17 protein-coding genes are annotated in these 15,907 nt (G+C 45.8%); 9 read left to right on the forward strand and 8 right to left on the reverse strand.

The genetic code is table 11. The annotated features are described in order from the left end of the window. Nucleotides 1-19: 19 nt before the first annotated feature. The 3 genes from B2751_RS09295 to B2751_RS09305 all read left to right on the forward strand — a co-directional run bounded on the left by B2751_RS09295 (nt 20) and on the right by B2751_RS09305 (nt 2,699). Nucleotides 20-193: a hypothetical protein gene (locus B2751_RS09295; RefSeq protein ID WP_023469740.1), complete on the forward strand. Its 174-nt coding sequence runs from the start codon at nt 20-22 to the stop codon at nt 191-193. A 31-nt stretch (nt 194-224) separates the two neighbouring features. Further along, entirely contained in the window at nt 225-1,781 is a 1,557-nt protein-coding gene (locus B2751_RS09300) for an ABC-F family ATP-binding cassette domain-containing protein (RefSeq protein WP_023469741.1), read from the forward strand. 132 nt (nt 1,782-1,913) lie between these two features. Next, the gene (locus tag B2751_RS09305; RefSeq protein ID WP_290774405.1) at nt 1,914-2,699 is read left to right on the forward strand and encodes an alpha/beta hydrolase family protein; all 786 of its coding nucleotides are present in this window, start codon (nt 1,914-1,916) and stop codon (nt 2,697-2,699) included. A 9-nt stretch (nt 2,700-2,708) separates the two neighbouring features. Here the strand turns inward: B2751_RS09305 and B2751_RS09310 are convergent, their stop codons facing one another. Genes B2751_RS09310 through B2751_RS09320 form a run of 3 tightly spaced genes read right to left on the reverse strand, consistent with a single transcriptional unit; the run spans nt 2,709 to nt 4,482 of the window. Then, a complete protein-coding gene (locus B2751_RS09310; protein WP_035411965.1) occupies nt 2,709-3,287 on the reverse strand; it encodes a hypothetical protein in 579 nt (192 codons plus the stop codon). Further along, nucleotides 3,275-4,165, reverse strand: coding sequence for an FAD:protein FMN transferase (locus B2751_RS09315; RefSeq protein WP_290774407.1), 891 nt, complete (start codon nt 4,163-4,165; stop codon nt 3,275-3,277). Before B2751_RS09315 ends, B2751_RS09310 begins: the two co-directional genes overlap by 13 nt. Before the next feature lie 11 nt (nt 4,166-4,176). Next, nucleotides 4,177-4,482, reverse strand: a complete 306-nt coding sequence (locus B2751_RS09320) for a hypothetical protein (protein ID WP_035411958.1) — start codon at nt 4,480-4,482, stop codon at nt 4,177-4,179. A gap of 101 nt (nt 4,483-4,583) precedes the next feature. On the opposite strand from B2751_RS09320, the gene B2751_RS09325 reads away from it, so the two are divergent. The 3 genes from B2751_RS09325 to B2751_RS09335 all read left to right on the forward strand — a co-directional run bounded on the left by B2751_RS09325 (nt 4,584) and on the right by B2751_RS09335 (nt 6,916). Continuing rightward, entirely contained in the window at nt 4,584-5,261 is a 678-nt protein-coding gene (locus tag B2751_RS09325; protein ID WP_035411955.1) for a response regulator transcription factor, read from the forward strand. After that, a complete protein-coding gene (locus B2751_RS09330; protein WP_290774409.1) occupies nt 5,254-6,423 on the forward strand; it encodes a sensor histidine kinase in 1,170 nt (389 codons plus the stop codon). The genes B2751_RS09325 and B2751_RS09330 overlap by 8 nt, the downstream gene beginning before the upstream one ends. A gap of 79 nt (nt 6,424-6,502) precedes the next feature. Beyond that, nucleotides 6,503-6,916 carry a DUF2231 domain-containing protein gene (locus tag B2751_RS09335; protein ID WP_214856704.1) on the forward strand — a complete coding sequence of 138 codons (414 nt, stop codon included), beginning with the start codon at nt 6,503-6,505 and terminating at the stop codon, nt 6,914-6,916. A 64-nt stretch (nt 6,917-6,980) separates the two neighbouring features. Here B2751_RS09335 and B2751_RS09340 read toward each other — a convergent pair whose 3' ends face one another. The 5 genes from B2751_RS09340 to B2751_RS09360 all read right to left on the reverse strand — a co-directional run bounded on the left by B2751_RS09340 (nt 6,981) and on the right by B2751_RS09360 (nt 12,643). Then, the gene (locus B2751_RS09340; protein ID WP_023469749.1) at nt 6,981-8,213 is read right to left on the reverse strand and encodes a DEAD/DEAH box helicase; all 1,233 of its coding nucleotides are present in this window, start codon (nt 8,211-8,213) and stop codon (nt 6,981-6,983) included. A 104-nt stretch (nt 8,214-8,317) separates the two neighbouring features. Next, nucleotides 8,318-8,617, reverse strand: coding sequence for a DUF3817 domain-containing protein (locus B2751_RS09345; protein WP_035411945.1), 300 nt, complete (start codon nt 8,615-8,617; stop codon nt 8,318-8,320). Nucleotides 8,618-8,695: 78 nt separating this feature from the next. Next, nucleotides 8,696-9,661, reverse strand: a complete 966-nt coding sequence (locus B2751_RS09350) for a ring-cleaving dioxygenase (RefSeq protein WP_035411942.1) — start codon at nt 9,659-9,661, stop codon at nt 8,696-8,698. Nucleotides 9,662-9,780: 119 nt separating this feature from the next. Further along, nucleotides 9,781-9,981: a cold-shock protein gene (locus tag B2751_RS09355; RefSeq protein ID WP_023469752.1), complete on the reverse strand. Its 201-nt coding sequence runs from the start codon at nt 9,979-9,981 to the stop codon at nt 9,781-9,783. Between the two features lie 274 nt (nt 9,982-10,255). Then, nucleotides 10,256-12,643: an immune inhibitor A domain-containing protein gene (locus B2751_RS09360; protein WP_035411939.1), complete on the reverse strand. Its 2,388-nt coding sequence runs from the start codon at nt 12,641-12,643 to the stop codon at nt 10,256-10,258. Nucleotides 12,644-12,898: 255 nt separating this feature from the next. On the opposite strand from B2751_RS09360, the gene B2751_RS09365 reads away from it, so the two are divergent. From B2751_RS09365 to B2751_RS09375, 3 genes are all read left to right on the forward strand, one after another. After that, nucleotides 12,899-14,386 carry an HD domain-containing phosphohydrolase gene (locus B2751_RS09365; RefSeq protein ID WP_290753592.1) on the forward strand — a complete coding sequence of 496 codons (1,488 nt, stop codon included), beginning with the start codon at nt 12,899-12,901 and terminating at the stop codon, nt 14,384-14,386. A gap of 19 nt (nt 14,387-14,405) precedes the next feature. Next, on the forward strand, nt 14,406-14,837 hold the full coding sequence (locus B2751_RS09370; RefSeq protein WP_290774412.1) for a GyrI-like domain-containing protein: 432 nt from the start codon (nt 14,406-14,408) through the stop codon (nt 14,835-14,837). A 175-nt stretch (nt 14,838-15,012) separates the two neighbouring features. Continuing rightward, on the forward strand, nt 15,013-15,907 hold an 895-nt coding region (locus B2751_RS09375), incomplete at its 3' end, for a PepSY domain-containing protein (protein WP_290774414.1).

Raw genomic sequence — 15,907 nt, forward strand, 5'->3', positions numbered from 1 at the left:
TCAATCGAGGTGAACGAACATGAGTGAACAACCAAAAAAACTATCATTGCAAGAGGCAATGATCGAGCGCTTGAAAGCAAAAAAACAAGCGCAAACTAAACGTCCGACTGGCTTACAAGGAACACAAACGAAACAATTGACGAGCCAACAGACGAAAAAAGCGAATAACCAGAAAAAACGGACAGGCGTCTAAGTCACAGGAATTCATGAAATAAGGAGCAATTATGAGTATTTTAACGGTATCTAACTTAAGTCACGGATTCGGTGACCGCGCCATTTTCGAAAATGTCTCCTTCCGCCTGTTAAAAGGCGAGCACATCGGTCTCGTTGGTGCGAACGGTGAGGGGAAATCGACGTTCATGAATATCATTACGTCGCAACTTGAGCCGGATGAAGGGAAAGTTGAATGGGCGAAGCATGTGCGCGTCGGCTATTTAGACCAGCACGCTGTCCTTGAAAAAGGATTAACGATTCGGGATGCTCTCAAAGGTGCATTCCAGTACATGTTCGATATCGAACAGGAAATCAATGATTTGTACGGTAAAATGGGCGAAGTCGAGCCAGAAGAACTCGAAAAAATGCTCGAAGAAGTCGGTGTCTTGCAAGACATTTTGACAAATAACGACTTCTATACGATTGATGCAAAAGTCGAAGAAATCGCACGCGGTCTTGGTCTCGATGAAATCGGACTTGACCGGGATGTACAGGAGCTCAGTGGTGGACAACGGACGAAAATTCTGCTTGCGAAACTCCTTCTTGAAAAACCAGATATTCTCTTACTTGATGAGCCGACCAACTATCTCGATGTCCAGCATATCGAGTGGTTAAAACGCTATTTAAATGAATATGAGAATGCATTCATCTTGATTTCGCACGATATTCCATTCCTCAATAGCGTCATCAACTTGATTTATCATATGGAAAATCAAGAATTGAACCGTTATGTCGGTGACTACGACAACTTCGTCACGATCCACGAAGCGAAGAAAAAACAACTTGAGTCTGCATTCAAGCGTCAACAGCAGGAAATCTCTGAGTTGAAGGATTTCGTTGCCCGGAACAAGGCGCGTGTCTCGACACGGAACATGGCGATGTCACGTCAGAAAAAGCTTGATAAGATGGATGTCATCGAACTCGCACAGGAACGGCCAAAACCAGAGTTCCACTTCCTCCAAGCACGGACACCAAGTAAATTGATGTTCGAAGCAAAAGGTCTTGTCATCGGATACGATGAGCCACTGTCTCGTCCTCTTGATTTGACGATCGAACGCGGACAGAAGATCGCCTTGCACGGTGCGAACGGAATCGGGAAATCGACGTTGCTCAAGAGTTTACTCGGTGAAATCCCGGCTGTCTCGGGTGTCGTTGAGCGGGGAGAGAACTTGCATATCGGGTACTTCGAGCAAGAAGTCAAAGAGAAGAACTCGAATACGTGTATCGAAGAGATCTGGAATACGTTCCCGTCTCTGACACAACAGCAAGTCCGCGCCATGCTCGCGAAGTGTGGTTTGATGACGAAACACATCGAATCGAAAATCGAAGTACTCAGCGGTGGAGAAAAAGCGAAGGTCCGTCTTTGTAAATTGATGAACACGGAATCGAACATCCTCGTACTCGATGAGCCGACGAACCACTTGGACGTCGAAGCAAAAGAAGAATTAAAACGTGCGTTACAAGAGTACAAAGGAACCGTCCTCTTAATCTCACACGAACCAGAATTCTATGAAGCTGTTGCAACAGACTTATGGAACTGTGAATCATGGACGACAAAAGTATTCTAAGCCATGCTTTACAAAAGATGGGATGCCCAGACGGGTATCCCATCTTTTTAGTTCATACACTTAATCATTGCATGATTGTGCATCTTCACGCACACTAAGACTTAGAAAATGGTTATGAAGGAGCGTATTTTTTTGGAAACGATCACGAAAAAAGCAACTTTATCCTATTTACATGTTCCAAGCGGTGGTTCGGAACAATTGATTGCCCGCCTCTATTCACCTGAACATACAGAGGATGCTCCATTAATTGTCCTCTTTCACGGATTTCCCGGGAAACAGTTAAACATGGACTGGGCAGTACAACTTCAAAGCGCAGGATACCATGTGCTTGTCACGTCATATCGTGGAACGATCGGAAGTCCCGGAACCTTCCGATTCCAACATGTTCTGGAAGACGCAACCGCAACTTTACGTTACGTCTGCTCCAAGTCTTTCACTACTGAACACGGTATCAAGGCTGATCAGATTACCGTTGTCGGTCATAGCATGGGTGGGTTCGCCGGTCTTCATGCTTTTGCTGAGACACCGGAGGCTGCACATTATGTCGGGATTTCTCCATTTAATTTTGGACTCGTCGGTCAGCTCGTCCTCGAACATCCGGAATACGAACCTGTGCTTCATGGTATTCTCGAGCGAGGAGCTGCTTTCCTAAATGACGCCACTGCTGACGCGTTACTTGACGAGTTAAAGCACCATCATACGACCTGGAACTTACTAACGCTAAAAGAACGTCTAGCCGATCGCTCGATGTTGCTCATGACGTCAGAACGAGACGAAACATCGATTAAAGCGCTCCATCATGACTTATTGGTATCGGACAGTCCGTTTGAGGAAGCGATCGTCGATAGTGATCACAACTATATTGAGAATCGGGATGCTGCCTTTAACGAATGGACAGCTTGGCTCGCCCGACAATGAAAAGAGCGCTCAGTGTACGACTGAGCGCTCTTTTGCTGAAGTTCGAGTCCGTTGCATAGGACGGATCCGCATCCGGTACAGAACAAGTGTGAACATCGTCAATGTCGAGACAGCGTACCAAACCGTCGTAAATAGTGTTCCGGTATCTGTACCGATGAAAAGACCATGTGCCGTCATCAATAGCCAGGCAGGTAAAACAAGCCAGTGTGTCAATTTCCAAAGCGTCTTGCCTAGCGTCTCCTTCAAGAAATCCGAAGTCACGAGAACGAACCCGAATAAGTAGAGACTGATCGTTCCAAATGCATTCCAAAGCGGTTCATAGGAAGCTTGTCCTGGAATCAAGACCTCGAAGATTGTCAGTGGTGCGTACGTATCCACAATGATGAGCGTCGCATGGAGGACGATTGCGAGCAATCCTGCCCAACCACTATATAAGTGCACGTGATGCAATCGTGCTTTTTGCTTTTTGAGAGCCGGGTAGGAACCAAGCAATCCTGCTAGGACTGAAATCGTCATGAAGAAGTGTCCGCTTAAGCCACTCAAGCGAATCATCGTCCATGTCGAGAACAACCATTTCATCCAGTCCATATCTCACTCACTCCTTTCTGTTCGCTTCGCCATTCTCCTGTAGTGTCTAAAATCAGTAATCGTCCTTTCGGAAACCAACGAAACAATTTTTCTTGACGTTCTGCTTCTGTCATCTGAAAGGCAAGCTTTGTCATGACTTCCGCTTCATAGAGTTGTGGAGCAGACGCCGTCGCTTGCAGAATCGGACTCCTCGTCGGACGCCCTGTTCGTCCATCTAACAAATGATGATGCGTCTGTCCGTTCGTCTTCCACGATCGATAGACACGGTTCGATGTCGCAATCGCACCTTGTCGTAATTGCACATCAGCGACGCGTTGTTCGGTCTCGGGATGCGTAATTGTGATATTCCATGGTTTCTCCTCAGACCAGACGATGACGTCACCTCCCGCTTCAATCAGTCCACGGTTCCAGGTTTTTCGTAGGCGTTGCGCCGCGATCATCGCGGCAGCACCTTTTCCGATTCCACCTAGATCGATAAAGCCGCCTCCGACTCGAGTCACGTCGCATCCTTCAATGATGAATGGTGCGATTTCCGGTGGAGCCGTTTCTTCATAAGCGATGGCTTGCGTGAACGGAAACGATTGCCGGTAACCATTAGCTTGTTGTTGAGCTAGCAGAAACGGAGAAAAATAATGTTCCGTCTGTTCGAAGTATCGTGTGGCGCGTGCCAGTAAGCGGGCTAACGGTAAGGACACCGATATCATGTCCCCGATCCGCAAACGATTCAATCGACTAACCTCACTTTGATCTTCAAAGCGTGACCACTGTCGATCGACGTAATGAAAGAAACGGATGAGTTCCTCCCACTCGGCTTCATCAATCGGCTGATCCGTCACGAATCGCACCTGATTATGCATCGCATACAATTGTCGCTCCATTTTCCTCCTCCTTACCTCGAATGACTGGACTGACCGTCACTCGACCCACCTGGTTGACTGAATCCAGACGATTCGTCGCCCTGCCATTGACCATCATCATCTTCGTAATATCCATCATCTTCTCCATATTCGTCTTCATCATCGCTATATTGATTTCCTTGGGATGGTAATGTCGTATCATTCGAATACGTATCGCCTGTCGAAACAGGTGTCGTCGAGGAATCGCTCGAACTGACACTCAACTGACCAATCGCAAGTCCGATGAAGACGGAACTACTAAGCCCGACGAGCCATTTCGCAAATGGTTTTGGTTTCATCTGTTTCCTCTCCCTTCTTGTTACGTTTACTGTATCGAAAAAAACTGACAACTAACTGACGGCAACTATGGGATAATGAGAAAAAAAGAGGAGCGATGTGCATGCGCGTTTTGGTAGCAGAAGATGATCAGCGTCTTGCGAAGATGTTACGCCTCCATTTGGAGCGGGCAGGATATCAGGTAGATGTTGCACGGGATGGAGTGGAGGCGCTCCTCCAATGTCAGACGTATCGCTATGACTTACTCGTTCTCGATTGGATGATGCCTCGCAAGAGCGGAGTCGAAGTCGCCGCTACCTTACGCCAAGAACAGTTTGAAGGCGGCATCTTGATGCTGACTGCTCGCGATACGGAAATTGATCTCGTCCATGGTCTTGATAGTGGAGCGGATGACTATCTCGTCAAACCGTTTCAATCAAATGAACTTTTGGCACGACTGCGCGCGCTCAGTCGTCGTCAACAAAAGGCATTCGTGTCGACGGTCACCTTCAATGGACTAGTCCTTGATCTGTCCTCACAAACGATTTCCTATGAACACCATCCGATTGATTTAACACGACGTGAATTCGAATTCCTTTCTTTGCTCCTAAGACGACCTGAACAGGTGATGAGTCGTGAATTAATCATCGAAGTCGTGTGGGGCATCGGTGCGGATATTACGGATAACGCGCTCGATGCGCTCGTCCGACTTGTTCGAAAAAAACTAGATGCGGTCGGTGCTCCTAATTTGATCCGGACAGTTCGCGGATTCGGTTATCGATTAGGTGATCCACATGCTTGACTCGATTCGAAAACGACTGACGTTATTATTCAGTGGTTCGTTCTTTTTTGTACTAGTCCTCATCCTGATTGGTGTGTATGTCACGAACGCTCAATTGCTGAATCGAATGGAATTGAATCAATTGAAGGGCGTATCTGATCGCGATATCTTCGAACGGATCGAGCACGGAGAAGATCAATTCATCCAAAATCCGATCTACTTTCAGTTACTCGATGATTCAGGAAACGAACGCTATGAAAGTCTGCCGCCAGACGTCGAGTCCAAAACACTGCGTCGTTTTTTAAGGTCAGATGATACGACGAAACAAGTGGACTGGGATGATCGACACTTCTTACTGTATCAACGGAGTACCGAAGAAGGACGACTACTGCTGATGAAGGACATCTCTCCGACAGAAGATACCTTACAGCGATTGATTGCCGTTCTTGCGGGGATTGCGGTTCTCGCAACGATTGTCCTGACACTAGTCGGATACATCCTCGCTGGTCGAGCCGTCATACCGGTGCAACAAGCATTCGATCGCCAACGTCGTTTTACGTCCGATGCTTCACATGAACTACGGACACCTTTGACAATCGTCTACAGCGGGATTGAATTGCTAGAAGCGGAATCACTTTCGAATGAAGGACGAACGATTCTAGAGGATATCAAAGCAGAAACGGCAAGCATGCAGTATTTAGTCTCTGATTTACTATTGCTTGCGCGAGAAGGACAACTTTCACCGAAACAGGAAGTTGACCTTAGTTCACTCGTTCAAAAGACCGTCGAACGTTTTCAGCATGCCTACTCGGATCGCATCATCCACGCTTCGATCGCGCCTGACTTACACATGAAAGGGGATGCCCATCAATTGAATCGCTTATTGACGGTCTTTCTTGAGAATGCTCTTGTCTACAGCGATAAAGTCATTGATGTCTCCCTCGAAGAAACTACTACAGAACGCCAGTTGACGATACAGGACCGTGGGATCGGTATCGCTTCCGATCAACAAACTAAAATATTCGAGCGTTTTTACCGGGGGGATCATTCACGTCACGGAACAGGTACGGGCCTCGGCTTATCGATTGCTCAATCGATTGTCGATCAACATGGCGGTACGATTTCTATTGATTCAACATTAGGTGAAGGCACACGCTTCATCATTCATTTCCCAACTCTTTAAAACGGTGTCAGTTAGCTGTCAGATAAGCAGGGTAAAGTGAAATTATTCTTTATCATACTTACCTAAGGAGGTCTTTGATATGTTGGGAAACGTACCGCTTCATCCACTTCTTGTCCATGCACCGATCGCACTTTTATTATTCGCAACGTTATTGTTACTCGTCAGTCTGAAATGGACGCAATTCAAATTGTTCGCCCTCTTTACGCTAGTCGTTGGTCTGATTTCTGGGGTCGCCGCCTATTTGTCTGGAGACGGAGCAGAAGAGTATGCGGAAGCGAACTTAAGTAGCGTTACCCATGCTGCTATCGAAAATCATGAGCATTTCGCGTTGTTCAGCCTTGTTGCCTTTGGTGTCTCGCTGTTATTTTTGTTATTGGGTTACCGCTCAAACAAAAAAATGTTTTTATTACTCAGTTTTGTCGTTGCCATCGTCGGTAGTGGATTACTTGCTTATACCGGTCATCTTGGTGGTCAGATGGTATATGCTAAATAAAAAAGAGCCGGTTCATTTTCTCTTTTTCAGAGAAAATGGACCGGCTCTTTTATCTTGTTTCTGTTTATTTACGATGTGCGCGTCCCGGGCGACGGTTATTCGAACGACGTGTGTTTCCACGTCCTTCTGTCGTCTTCCGTGATCCTTTACTCTGGTCGTGCTGTGCGCGAATCGCCTCTTCAGACAATTCGACGACGATTGGCGTGACCGAGATGTTCAATTCACGTTCCATATCACGGAACGTCCGACCATCTTTCGGCGTCACGATCGAGACGGCAATTCCATCGTTCCCAGCACGTCCTGTCCGACCGATCCGGTGAACATAACTTTCGGCATCGTCCGGTAAATCGTAGTTGAAGACGTGTGTCACACCTGTCACATCGAGACCACGGGAAGCGACGTCTGTTGCAATCAGGAATTGTGTTTTTCCTTGATAGAACTTCGCCATTGCCTTTTCTCTTTTCCCTTGCGTCAACCCACCATGCAGTTCATCCGTCGGATACCCTTGCATCTGCATTTCTTCGTTTAATTTACTGACACGACGTTGCGTACGGCAGAAAATGATGGCTGCATATGGACGCATCTCGTCAAGCATCGTCCGTAGTGTCGCCTGCTTGCGACGATCCGTCGTCTCGACGACGAACTGCTCGATCGCTTCTACAGTGATGCTTTCCGCTTCTACCTGCACTTCGACTGGGTTACGCAAATACGTTTTCGCCAGTTCCTCTACTTTAGGTGGCATCGTTGCTGATAACATGACGAACTGGCGATCAACAGGTGCTGCCTCGATGATATCTTCAATTTCTGGCAAGAAACCGATTTGAAGCATTTGGTCCGCCTCATCTAAGACGAGTGTACGTAATTCGCTTAAGTCTAGTGTGCCGCGACCGACATGATCGAGAATCCGTCCTGGTGTTCCGATGATGATTTGTGGCATCCGTCCGAGTCGTTGAATCTGTTTAAAGACGTCTTGCCCGCCATATACTGCAAGAGCACGGTACTGTTCCGTATTGCGAATCAGCTTATGGGTCTCATCTGCAATTTGACGCGCGAGTTCGCGAGTCGGTGCGACGATCAATGCTTGGACCGTTTGCGATTCGACATCGATTTGCTCAAGAATCGGTAAGAGGAACGCTAGTGTTTTTCCTGTTCCGGTTTGTGCCTGTCCAATCAAGTCGCGTCCGTCAAGTAATGATGGAATCGCTTGTTCTTGAATCGGTGTCGGCTCCTTGATGCCTTGTTTTTGTAATTTTTTTATCCACAGATCACTGATGTGTAATGTTTCAAATGTTGACATAATATATCCTCCTAAAAATTATCCACAGAAAAAAGCTGTGGATAACCTGCTTCGCATAGACAAAAACAGTTATCCACAGCCGTGCTCTATTCAGTATACACAATTTACGCGTTTGTTGCTTCCTGTTTTAACTTCCGGTCGAGTATGAACGTGCCGAACGGGATGAATGATGCGATGAACGCAATACCCGCCTTGATGATCGACCAATCGTATTTGAATTTCACAACGGCGAGCCAGATCGCGTACATGACGAATAAGACACCGTGAAGTGCACCAACGACCGAAACTGCTTGTGGAATGTCCGCCATATATTTCAACGGCATCGCAATCAACAGTAAGACTAAAAACGAAATTCCTTCTAATATCGCAATCATCCGGAATTGCCCAAGCGTAGTTCTTAACATCCCGTCACTCCTTTTTCCTGATTCCTGCTCTTAGTATACGGGATGGACGATCCATCTGTGACCTGTGTCACAGGATTGTCAGATTTCGAGTGGTCGTAACCGAGCTTCGATGGCAGCTCGTTTTGGCTCAAGAAACGGAGGTAACGCAAGTGTCTCCCCTAATGTTTCAACCGACTCATCCGTCGCAAATCCTGGTGTATCTGTCGAGAGTTCAAATAAGATATGATTCGGTTCCCGGAAGTAAAGGGCTTGGAAATAGTGACGATCGACTTTACCGGAGTTCGGTAAGTGATAAGCATTCAGACGTTCGACCCACTTCTCGTACTCCTCACTGTTCGGTACACGGAACGCGACATGGTGCACACCACCACGACCTAAACGTTCCCGATCAAGGTCTGGACGCGCTTCGACGTGGACTTCTGCTCCGATTCCCCCTTCTCCTGTCGCATAGACTTCGATTGGAGCAAAGTCACCTGCTAGTGAAGGATAGCGACCAACGTTCCGGAAACCCATCACTTCCGTCAGCACGCGGACCGTTAGTGTCGGATCGTTAACCGTCAATGTCACGGCTCCAAGTCCAACAATGGCATGTTCAGAAGGAATCTCTTCTTGCGGCCATGGGACACCGCCTGCGACACCTACTTCGCCATCTTCCGCGACAAGAATCAAACGCGTTCCTTCCTGATCACGAAACGCCAGTGTCTGTCGTCCAGCACGCTCAATGATTTCGTCATGCTCAACGTCCTTTTCCTCAAACCGTTTTTTCCAAAATTGAAGAGCGGCTGTTGTTTTGACACGAAGAGATGTCGAAGAAATACTCGATGCTCCTGGTACACCCGTTCCAAGATGTGGAATATCGAAAAACGTCAAATCTGTTCCAGGATTCCCTTCCGCATCTCCATAAAACAAATGATACGATGTCGTGTCATCTTGATTTACTGTTTTTTTAATCAAACGCATTCCGAGTACTTTCGTATAAAATTGATAATTTCGCTCTGCCATGCCTGTTAAGATTGATACATGATGAATTCCAAGTAGCTCCATCTTCGTCACTCCCTGTAAATGATTTGGTAATTGAAGTATAACGCACTAATATCTTGAATTCAAGATATTAGTCTAATAAAAAACCGCCCCTCCGAAAAGGGACGATTGAATAGTTGAAATTAAAGTTTTACGACGTTAGCAGCTTGTGCTCCACGTGCGCCTTCAGTGATTTCGAACTCAACTTCTTGACCTTCGTCAAGTGTTTTGAAGCCTTCACCAGTGATTGCTGAGAAATGTACGAATACGTCTTCTCCGCCTTCAACTTCGATGAAACCGAAACCTTTTTCTGCGTTAAACCATTTTACTTTACCTGTGTTCATGGGAACAACCTCCAAAAATAAATTACTTAATACATATGCTGAGCATATGAAAGGAATTCATTATTGTCCCGAAATACATGGAGCAACGAAAAGATTGTTCGTGACACGATGTGAATCCGTAATGACAATAACAATATTAAGCTAACGTAAGTATAAAATGGATGCGCTTTAAAAGTCAAGTTGCCTGACCAATGTTTTTCCAATTGATTCCACTTCTTCTACGTAACTCAAACAAAAAACAGGTTCAGCTGAAACTGAACCTGTTCTTCTGTTTTTAACGGTGGATCCAGACTGCTCCAGCAGAGTTATCTTTTGCTTCACCGATGACTTGAATTTTCAATCCATTGTTCGGAAGCAATTTCCCTGCATCCGGAATCAACTGGTTGATATACGATTTTGAATCATCAAACTTCGTCACACCTGGAAGACCTTTATAGTCGTAAAGTCCACGTGATGGCGAATCGATGAGCCATGCAGGTGCTTTATCATAACTGAAAGCAGCATCTGCGATTTGGTAACGTGTGCTGTCCTTAACCGTCGGTTGTCCTTTCAACGTGCCGACGATCGCTTCCGGATGCGAATCAACGACACCGAGGAATCCTTCACCTGGGTGCTTACCGACCCAGTTGTCGTCAAAGCTAGAATCACCATACCAAACGACAAGGCCTGTGTTGTACTTCACACCTCGTGCATGTTCGAGCGCTTTGTCCGAACCTGCATAGTTGCGCCATTCAAGGTAGTACGCGTTATCTGCATACGTGAAGCCGTTCGATGCGACGAAGCCATCTAATTTGAATTTAGGTGTTCCCTCGGCATCATCTTCAAAGACGACTTTACCATCGACTGTCAGCGTAGCATTATCGAGCGCGAAACCATCAAGCGCGAGTCCTGCGTCAGTGACATATTCAAATTTCAGCGTGACTTTTTTACCAGCAAATTCACTGAGGTCGTATGATTTATCTACCCATGCGCCTTTAGTAGAATCGGCTCGCTCATCGCCATCCGTGTCCTTTTTACCGATCGTTTCCAGTACTTTTGACTGGCCATCGGCTGTAGCAGTGACTGTCAGGAAATCGTAGTTGAATTCAACGTCATAGTACGCTTTAAAGTCAAATTTTGCTTGTTTAGCATTCGTCAGATCAAATTCAGGAGACGTCATCGATGTATGAAGATCGTTCCCTTTTGTACTGTAGTAGTACTTCTTGCCGAACGCTGGAGCAATTCCTTTCACTGGCTTTTGTGGAAGATTGACTTTGATGATCCCTGGATTTTTTGATTTCGTGACACTCTGATCGAGGTACGAAGCTGTTCCAGCTTTCGTGAGCGAATCAAAATCGATTGTTTGGATGTTTGCCCAGTTTCCGCCCATGACTGTCTGGAAGAATTCCTTGTTTTGCGGAGAGAAGCTCGTCGGCTCTGTTCCGGCAATTTTACCATTCCAGCTACCACCACTCATGATGGACCAAGAAGCGACTGGCTCCCCTTGACCTGTGTATTGCGTGTCGTATTCATCGGGAAGTCCGAGGTCATGTCCGAATTCGTGCGCGAAGACTCCGACTGCGCCGTCCTCAGGTTGAATCGTATAGTCGTAAGCTGCCATCTTCCCACCCCAGCGTGTCGGAACGTTTGATGTCGTGTTTTCGACTGGATAAACGCTATCGAGCGTCCAGCGGTGCGACCAGATTGCGTCATCCCCTAATTTACCGCCACCCGCTTCTTGCCCCGTTCCTGCGTGAATGATCATCAAGTGATCAACGAGACCATCTGGTTCATTTAAGTTACCGTCGCCATCTAAGTCATACTGGTCGAACTGATCGTACTCAGCTAAATTGATGCCTGCCTTGACGGCAGCATTCAAGGCATCCTTGACGAGTCCACGCGGCCCTTTTGCTCCTGGCAAGTTATCATTTCCGCCTTTTGGACTATCAGCACCATAATCCTTAGCTGTTCCCGGAACTTTTAACCAGTTCGAAACCGTCCCATCGACCGAATAGCTTCCACCCGATTGTTCTTCATAATACTGCTTGAACGTTTTAACCTTTTCTCCGTTGAACAGTTCAAATTCTTTATCCCCGAACATCAAATCTTGATAATGCTTTTGGTTAAAGTCTTTAGCGTACATATAACCTGGCTCTTGAACGACGTTATTGTGCGCGAAGTCACTGTACTCGACAAGCAGTACCAATACCTTGTCCGTCCGTGTCGTACCGTTATACTTTGCTTGCTTAGCTTTGTCTACTTTGACGAAGCCGTTCGGATTGCCTTTTTTGTAGTTATCATGCTTTTTGTCCAGCTGTTTTGCTAACTTCTCCTTTTGCTTCGTCAAGAAATCCTTTGTTTTCTTGTCGAAGGCTGCTTCTTTACCCGATGCATGCGCGTGATCAGGAGCTGGTTTTCCGTTCGCCTTTTGGTCAAGATACTTTTGGACTGCTTTTTGCTTCGCTTCTACGGAAGCGGCTTTTGAAACGACCCCACGTTTTTCCAAGACTTTCAACAATCTGTCTTGATCGACTGTGCTTAAATCCATTGGTGCACCAGAGGCTGCTTTTTCTGCTGCTTGTACGGATTTTACCTGCCCACCAGGTAAGACCGGACCGACAGCAAAAGCAGCTGCCGTAATTCCAGACAGTACGGCTAAGCTAAGCTGTTTCTTTTTTCCCACGTGAATTGACCCCCTATGTAGTAGTGAAAAGTAAAAGATTACTATACTTTTCTGAATATTCAAATCTTAGTTTATTTTACTTCCTTAATCAATCTTTTTTAAGATAATTAGTGCTTTATGACCATACCTATTTTTGAGTATTAATTTCAAAAGATTTTCAAAAGATTCTTTCACCTTTTTTTCAAAAAAACATCCTTCCACCGTTTTAGAAAACGGTACGCTGAAAGCACTCTAATTCACTAAAGGGAGGATACAATGAGCGCTTTACAACGTTTTGAACGCCACTTACTAAGAAACTATCTGCTCGGTTCATTCATCGCGGTGTTCGGCGTCGGATGTCTGTTTATTTTTGAGACCCTTACTTTCACGAGGAATGAACAGTTGATTTTAATGGGTATCATGGGTTTATCTGTCAGTCTGATGGTTTTACTCGAATATATGCTTTATTCTCGGCACATCGGTGCCTTACGACGCTTCTTCCAAAACGAGATTCCTTCACTCGCCTCTTTCCAAGAGGCTTATCAAACGACCCATCACTTTCCGGTTCTGACTGTTCAACGAATCATGGGACCACACTTCTTAGGTCTCTCAGTTCCCGCATCACTCCTGACAGCACTCGCAATCTCTCAAGAGTGGTTAAAGATGCCGTACTACTTGATTGGTCTCGCCTGTTTTGGTGCTGTCCTCGTCGCGATTTTACACGGTCTGATTGAATTTTTTCTAACCTACCGCGTTACGGAGCATATGCTCCTCACGTTAGAGAAGTATGCCTTCGAACATGGCTTTGATGTTCCAAGAAAAACGACGGTCGTCACGTTAAAGCAAAAAATGCTGATCAGCACATTGATTATCGGTGTTTTTCCGATCATGTTGTTCGTGCTCGCCTCAGCCGTTCAGTTAACGGAAAATGAAAGCCTCCGCTCTTATTGGAGCTGGTCGACGCTTATTCTGATCGTCATCTTGTCCGTCGCGACGTTTTGTAGTCTTCTTCTTTATGAGAACATTCGAAAACCGATTGCGATTCTTCAACAAGGTATTCAAGATGTCGAAAACAATCGTCTCGTCTCGTTACCAAATCCGTATTCTGATGAATTCTCGCACCTCGTCTCTGGTTTTAATCTGATGATGGAAGGAATCAAAAAACGCGATGAACAGAATGAGCAATTGCTGGACAGTCTGTTTACGTTATTTGCCGCAACACTTGATGCCCGGGATCCTTATACGGCAGGACACTCGCTTCGTGTCGCTGCTTATTCAGTGGAAATCGCTACGGCTGCCAACCTGCCGTATGAACAAATCGAGCTGTTACGCAAATCAGCTTTGTTGCACGATATCGGAAAAATCGGCATTCGTGACGATGTGTTATTAAAAGAAGGTCGCCTGACTGACGAAGAATTTCAGATCATTCAGCAACACCCGGTCATCGGTGTGCATATTCTATCCCAAGTTCAGCTGCCAAAGACGTTACAACCAATTCTTCCTGGGGTAAAGTACCATCACGAACGCTATGACGGAAAGGGGTATCCGGAAGGACTCGCAGGAGAGGACATCCCACTCTTCGGTCGGATCATGGCGATTGCTGATGCCTACGATGCGATGACATCTGACCGTCCTTATCGTAAGGGAATGCCAGTGGAAAAAGCTTTATCCATTTTAGAAGAGGGCATGGGTACACAATGGGACGCCACCTTTACGCGTCTTTTTCTAGACTTGAAACGTTCGCCGATTGAAGACGTGTCGTAAGTACGGAAAGGAGTTTCTCATGCATCCTAAAATCGTGGAACGTCATGAATTTTATTTTGTTGGTCTTGGACTAACATGTGAAGAAAACGAATTGCATACGTTAATGCCGGAACTCTGGCGTGAATTTTCAAGACGCTCACATGAGATTCCTGCAAAACCAGATAGCTATCCGCTCGATATCTCACTCGAACGAAACGGAACCAAATACTCGCAATGTGTCGGGTATCCGGTCTCGTCACTCGACGATATTCCAAAAGGAATGAAAGGTCACCGTATTCCTGCTGCACGTTATATTTTTTGGAAACATGAAGGACCTGATATCGAAATTTGGAAGTCCTTCGAAAAAATTCAACGTTTTGCCTCGAAACAAGGGATTGAACTTGATCCTAATGACTTTAAGATTGATGAGACACGAGATGATGTCCACCATCTCTACCAACGGATTCGTTGAACCATTCGCTTGAATGGTTCTTTTTTTTTGCGTTGAAATATCTTTCATACTTAATAATTCAGTACAGGTACTACGGACTATATTCAGAAAATTCGATTTAATTCGAATGACTTATTCTCGCTTTCTTAATTCTTTGGCATAGTTAGACTCAACCCAAACAAGGAGGCGATTTATTTTGAAAAAGTTTCTCGCTACATCGCTTGTCGCAAGTGTACTTGTTGTTCCTACGGTCGTAGGTGCAGAAGGTCTTCAAGCTGGTAAACTCACGAAAGCTTCGTCAGAACCAGCTGCAACAATCGTTAAAGATTTCGTGAACAAAAAAGGTGACTTTGCTGTTCAGAATGTCGAAAAAGACGGATCTTCACAAATCGTACGTCTCCAACAAGAAGTGGATGGCGTCCCTGTCTTTGGTAGTGTCGTCGTCGGGAACGTCGCGAAAGACGGTACTTTGAAAGCAATCGTAAACGATGCGATCAACGTCAAAGGAAAACCAGGTCTCGCGAAAAAAGCAACTCTTTCTGAAAAGAAAGCAATCAAGTTATACCAAAAAGCAATCAAGGCTTCTGAATTCGAAGTCGCTCCAAAAGCAGAACTCGTCATCTATCCTGTTAAAAATGATGCAGTCTATGCGTATAAAGTGACATCGACAGTCCTCGCTGGTAAAGAACCATCACGCTGGACATATTTCATCGATGCAAACTCAGGTAAAGTACTTAATAAGTTCGACCAACTGGCACATGCGAAGCCAGTCAACACAGTTACGGGAACAAATGCAGTCGGTACAGGAACAACAGTTCTTGGCACGAGCGCATCATTTAATACAGTGAAGAGTGGCTCGTACTACTATCTTCAAGATTCAACTCGCGGTAAAGGCATCTACACATATGATGCGAAGAACCGCAACACACTTCCAGGAACACTCTGGTCTGACCTCGATAACCAATTCAATACGACATATGACCGCGCTGCTGTCAGCGCACATGTCAACGCTGCGAAAACATATGATTTCTACAAAAACACATATGGTCGCAACAGTTATGACAACGCAGGCGCTGCCTTAAACTCATCTG

The sequence above is a fragment of the Exiguobacterium sp. UBA6282 genome, from assembly GCF_002440475.1.
Lineage (GTDB): Bacteria > Bacillota > Bacilli > Exiguobacteriales > Exiguobacteriaceae > Exiguobacterium_A.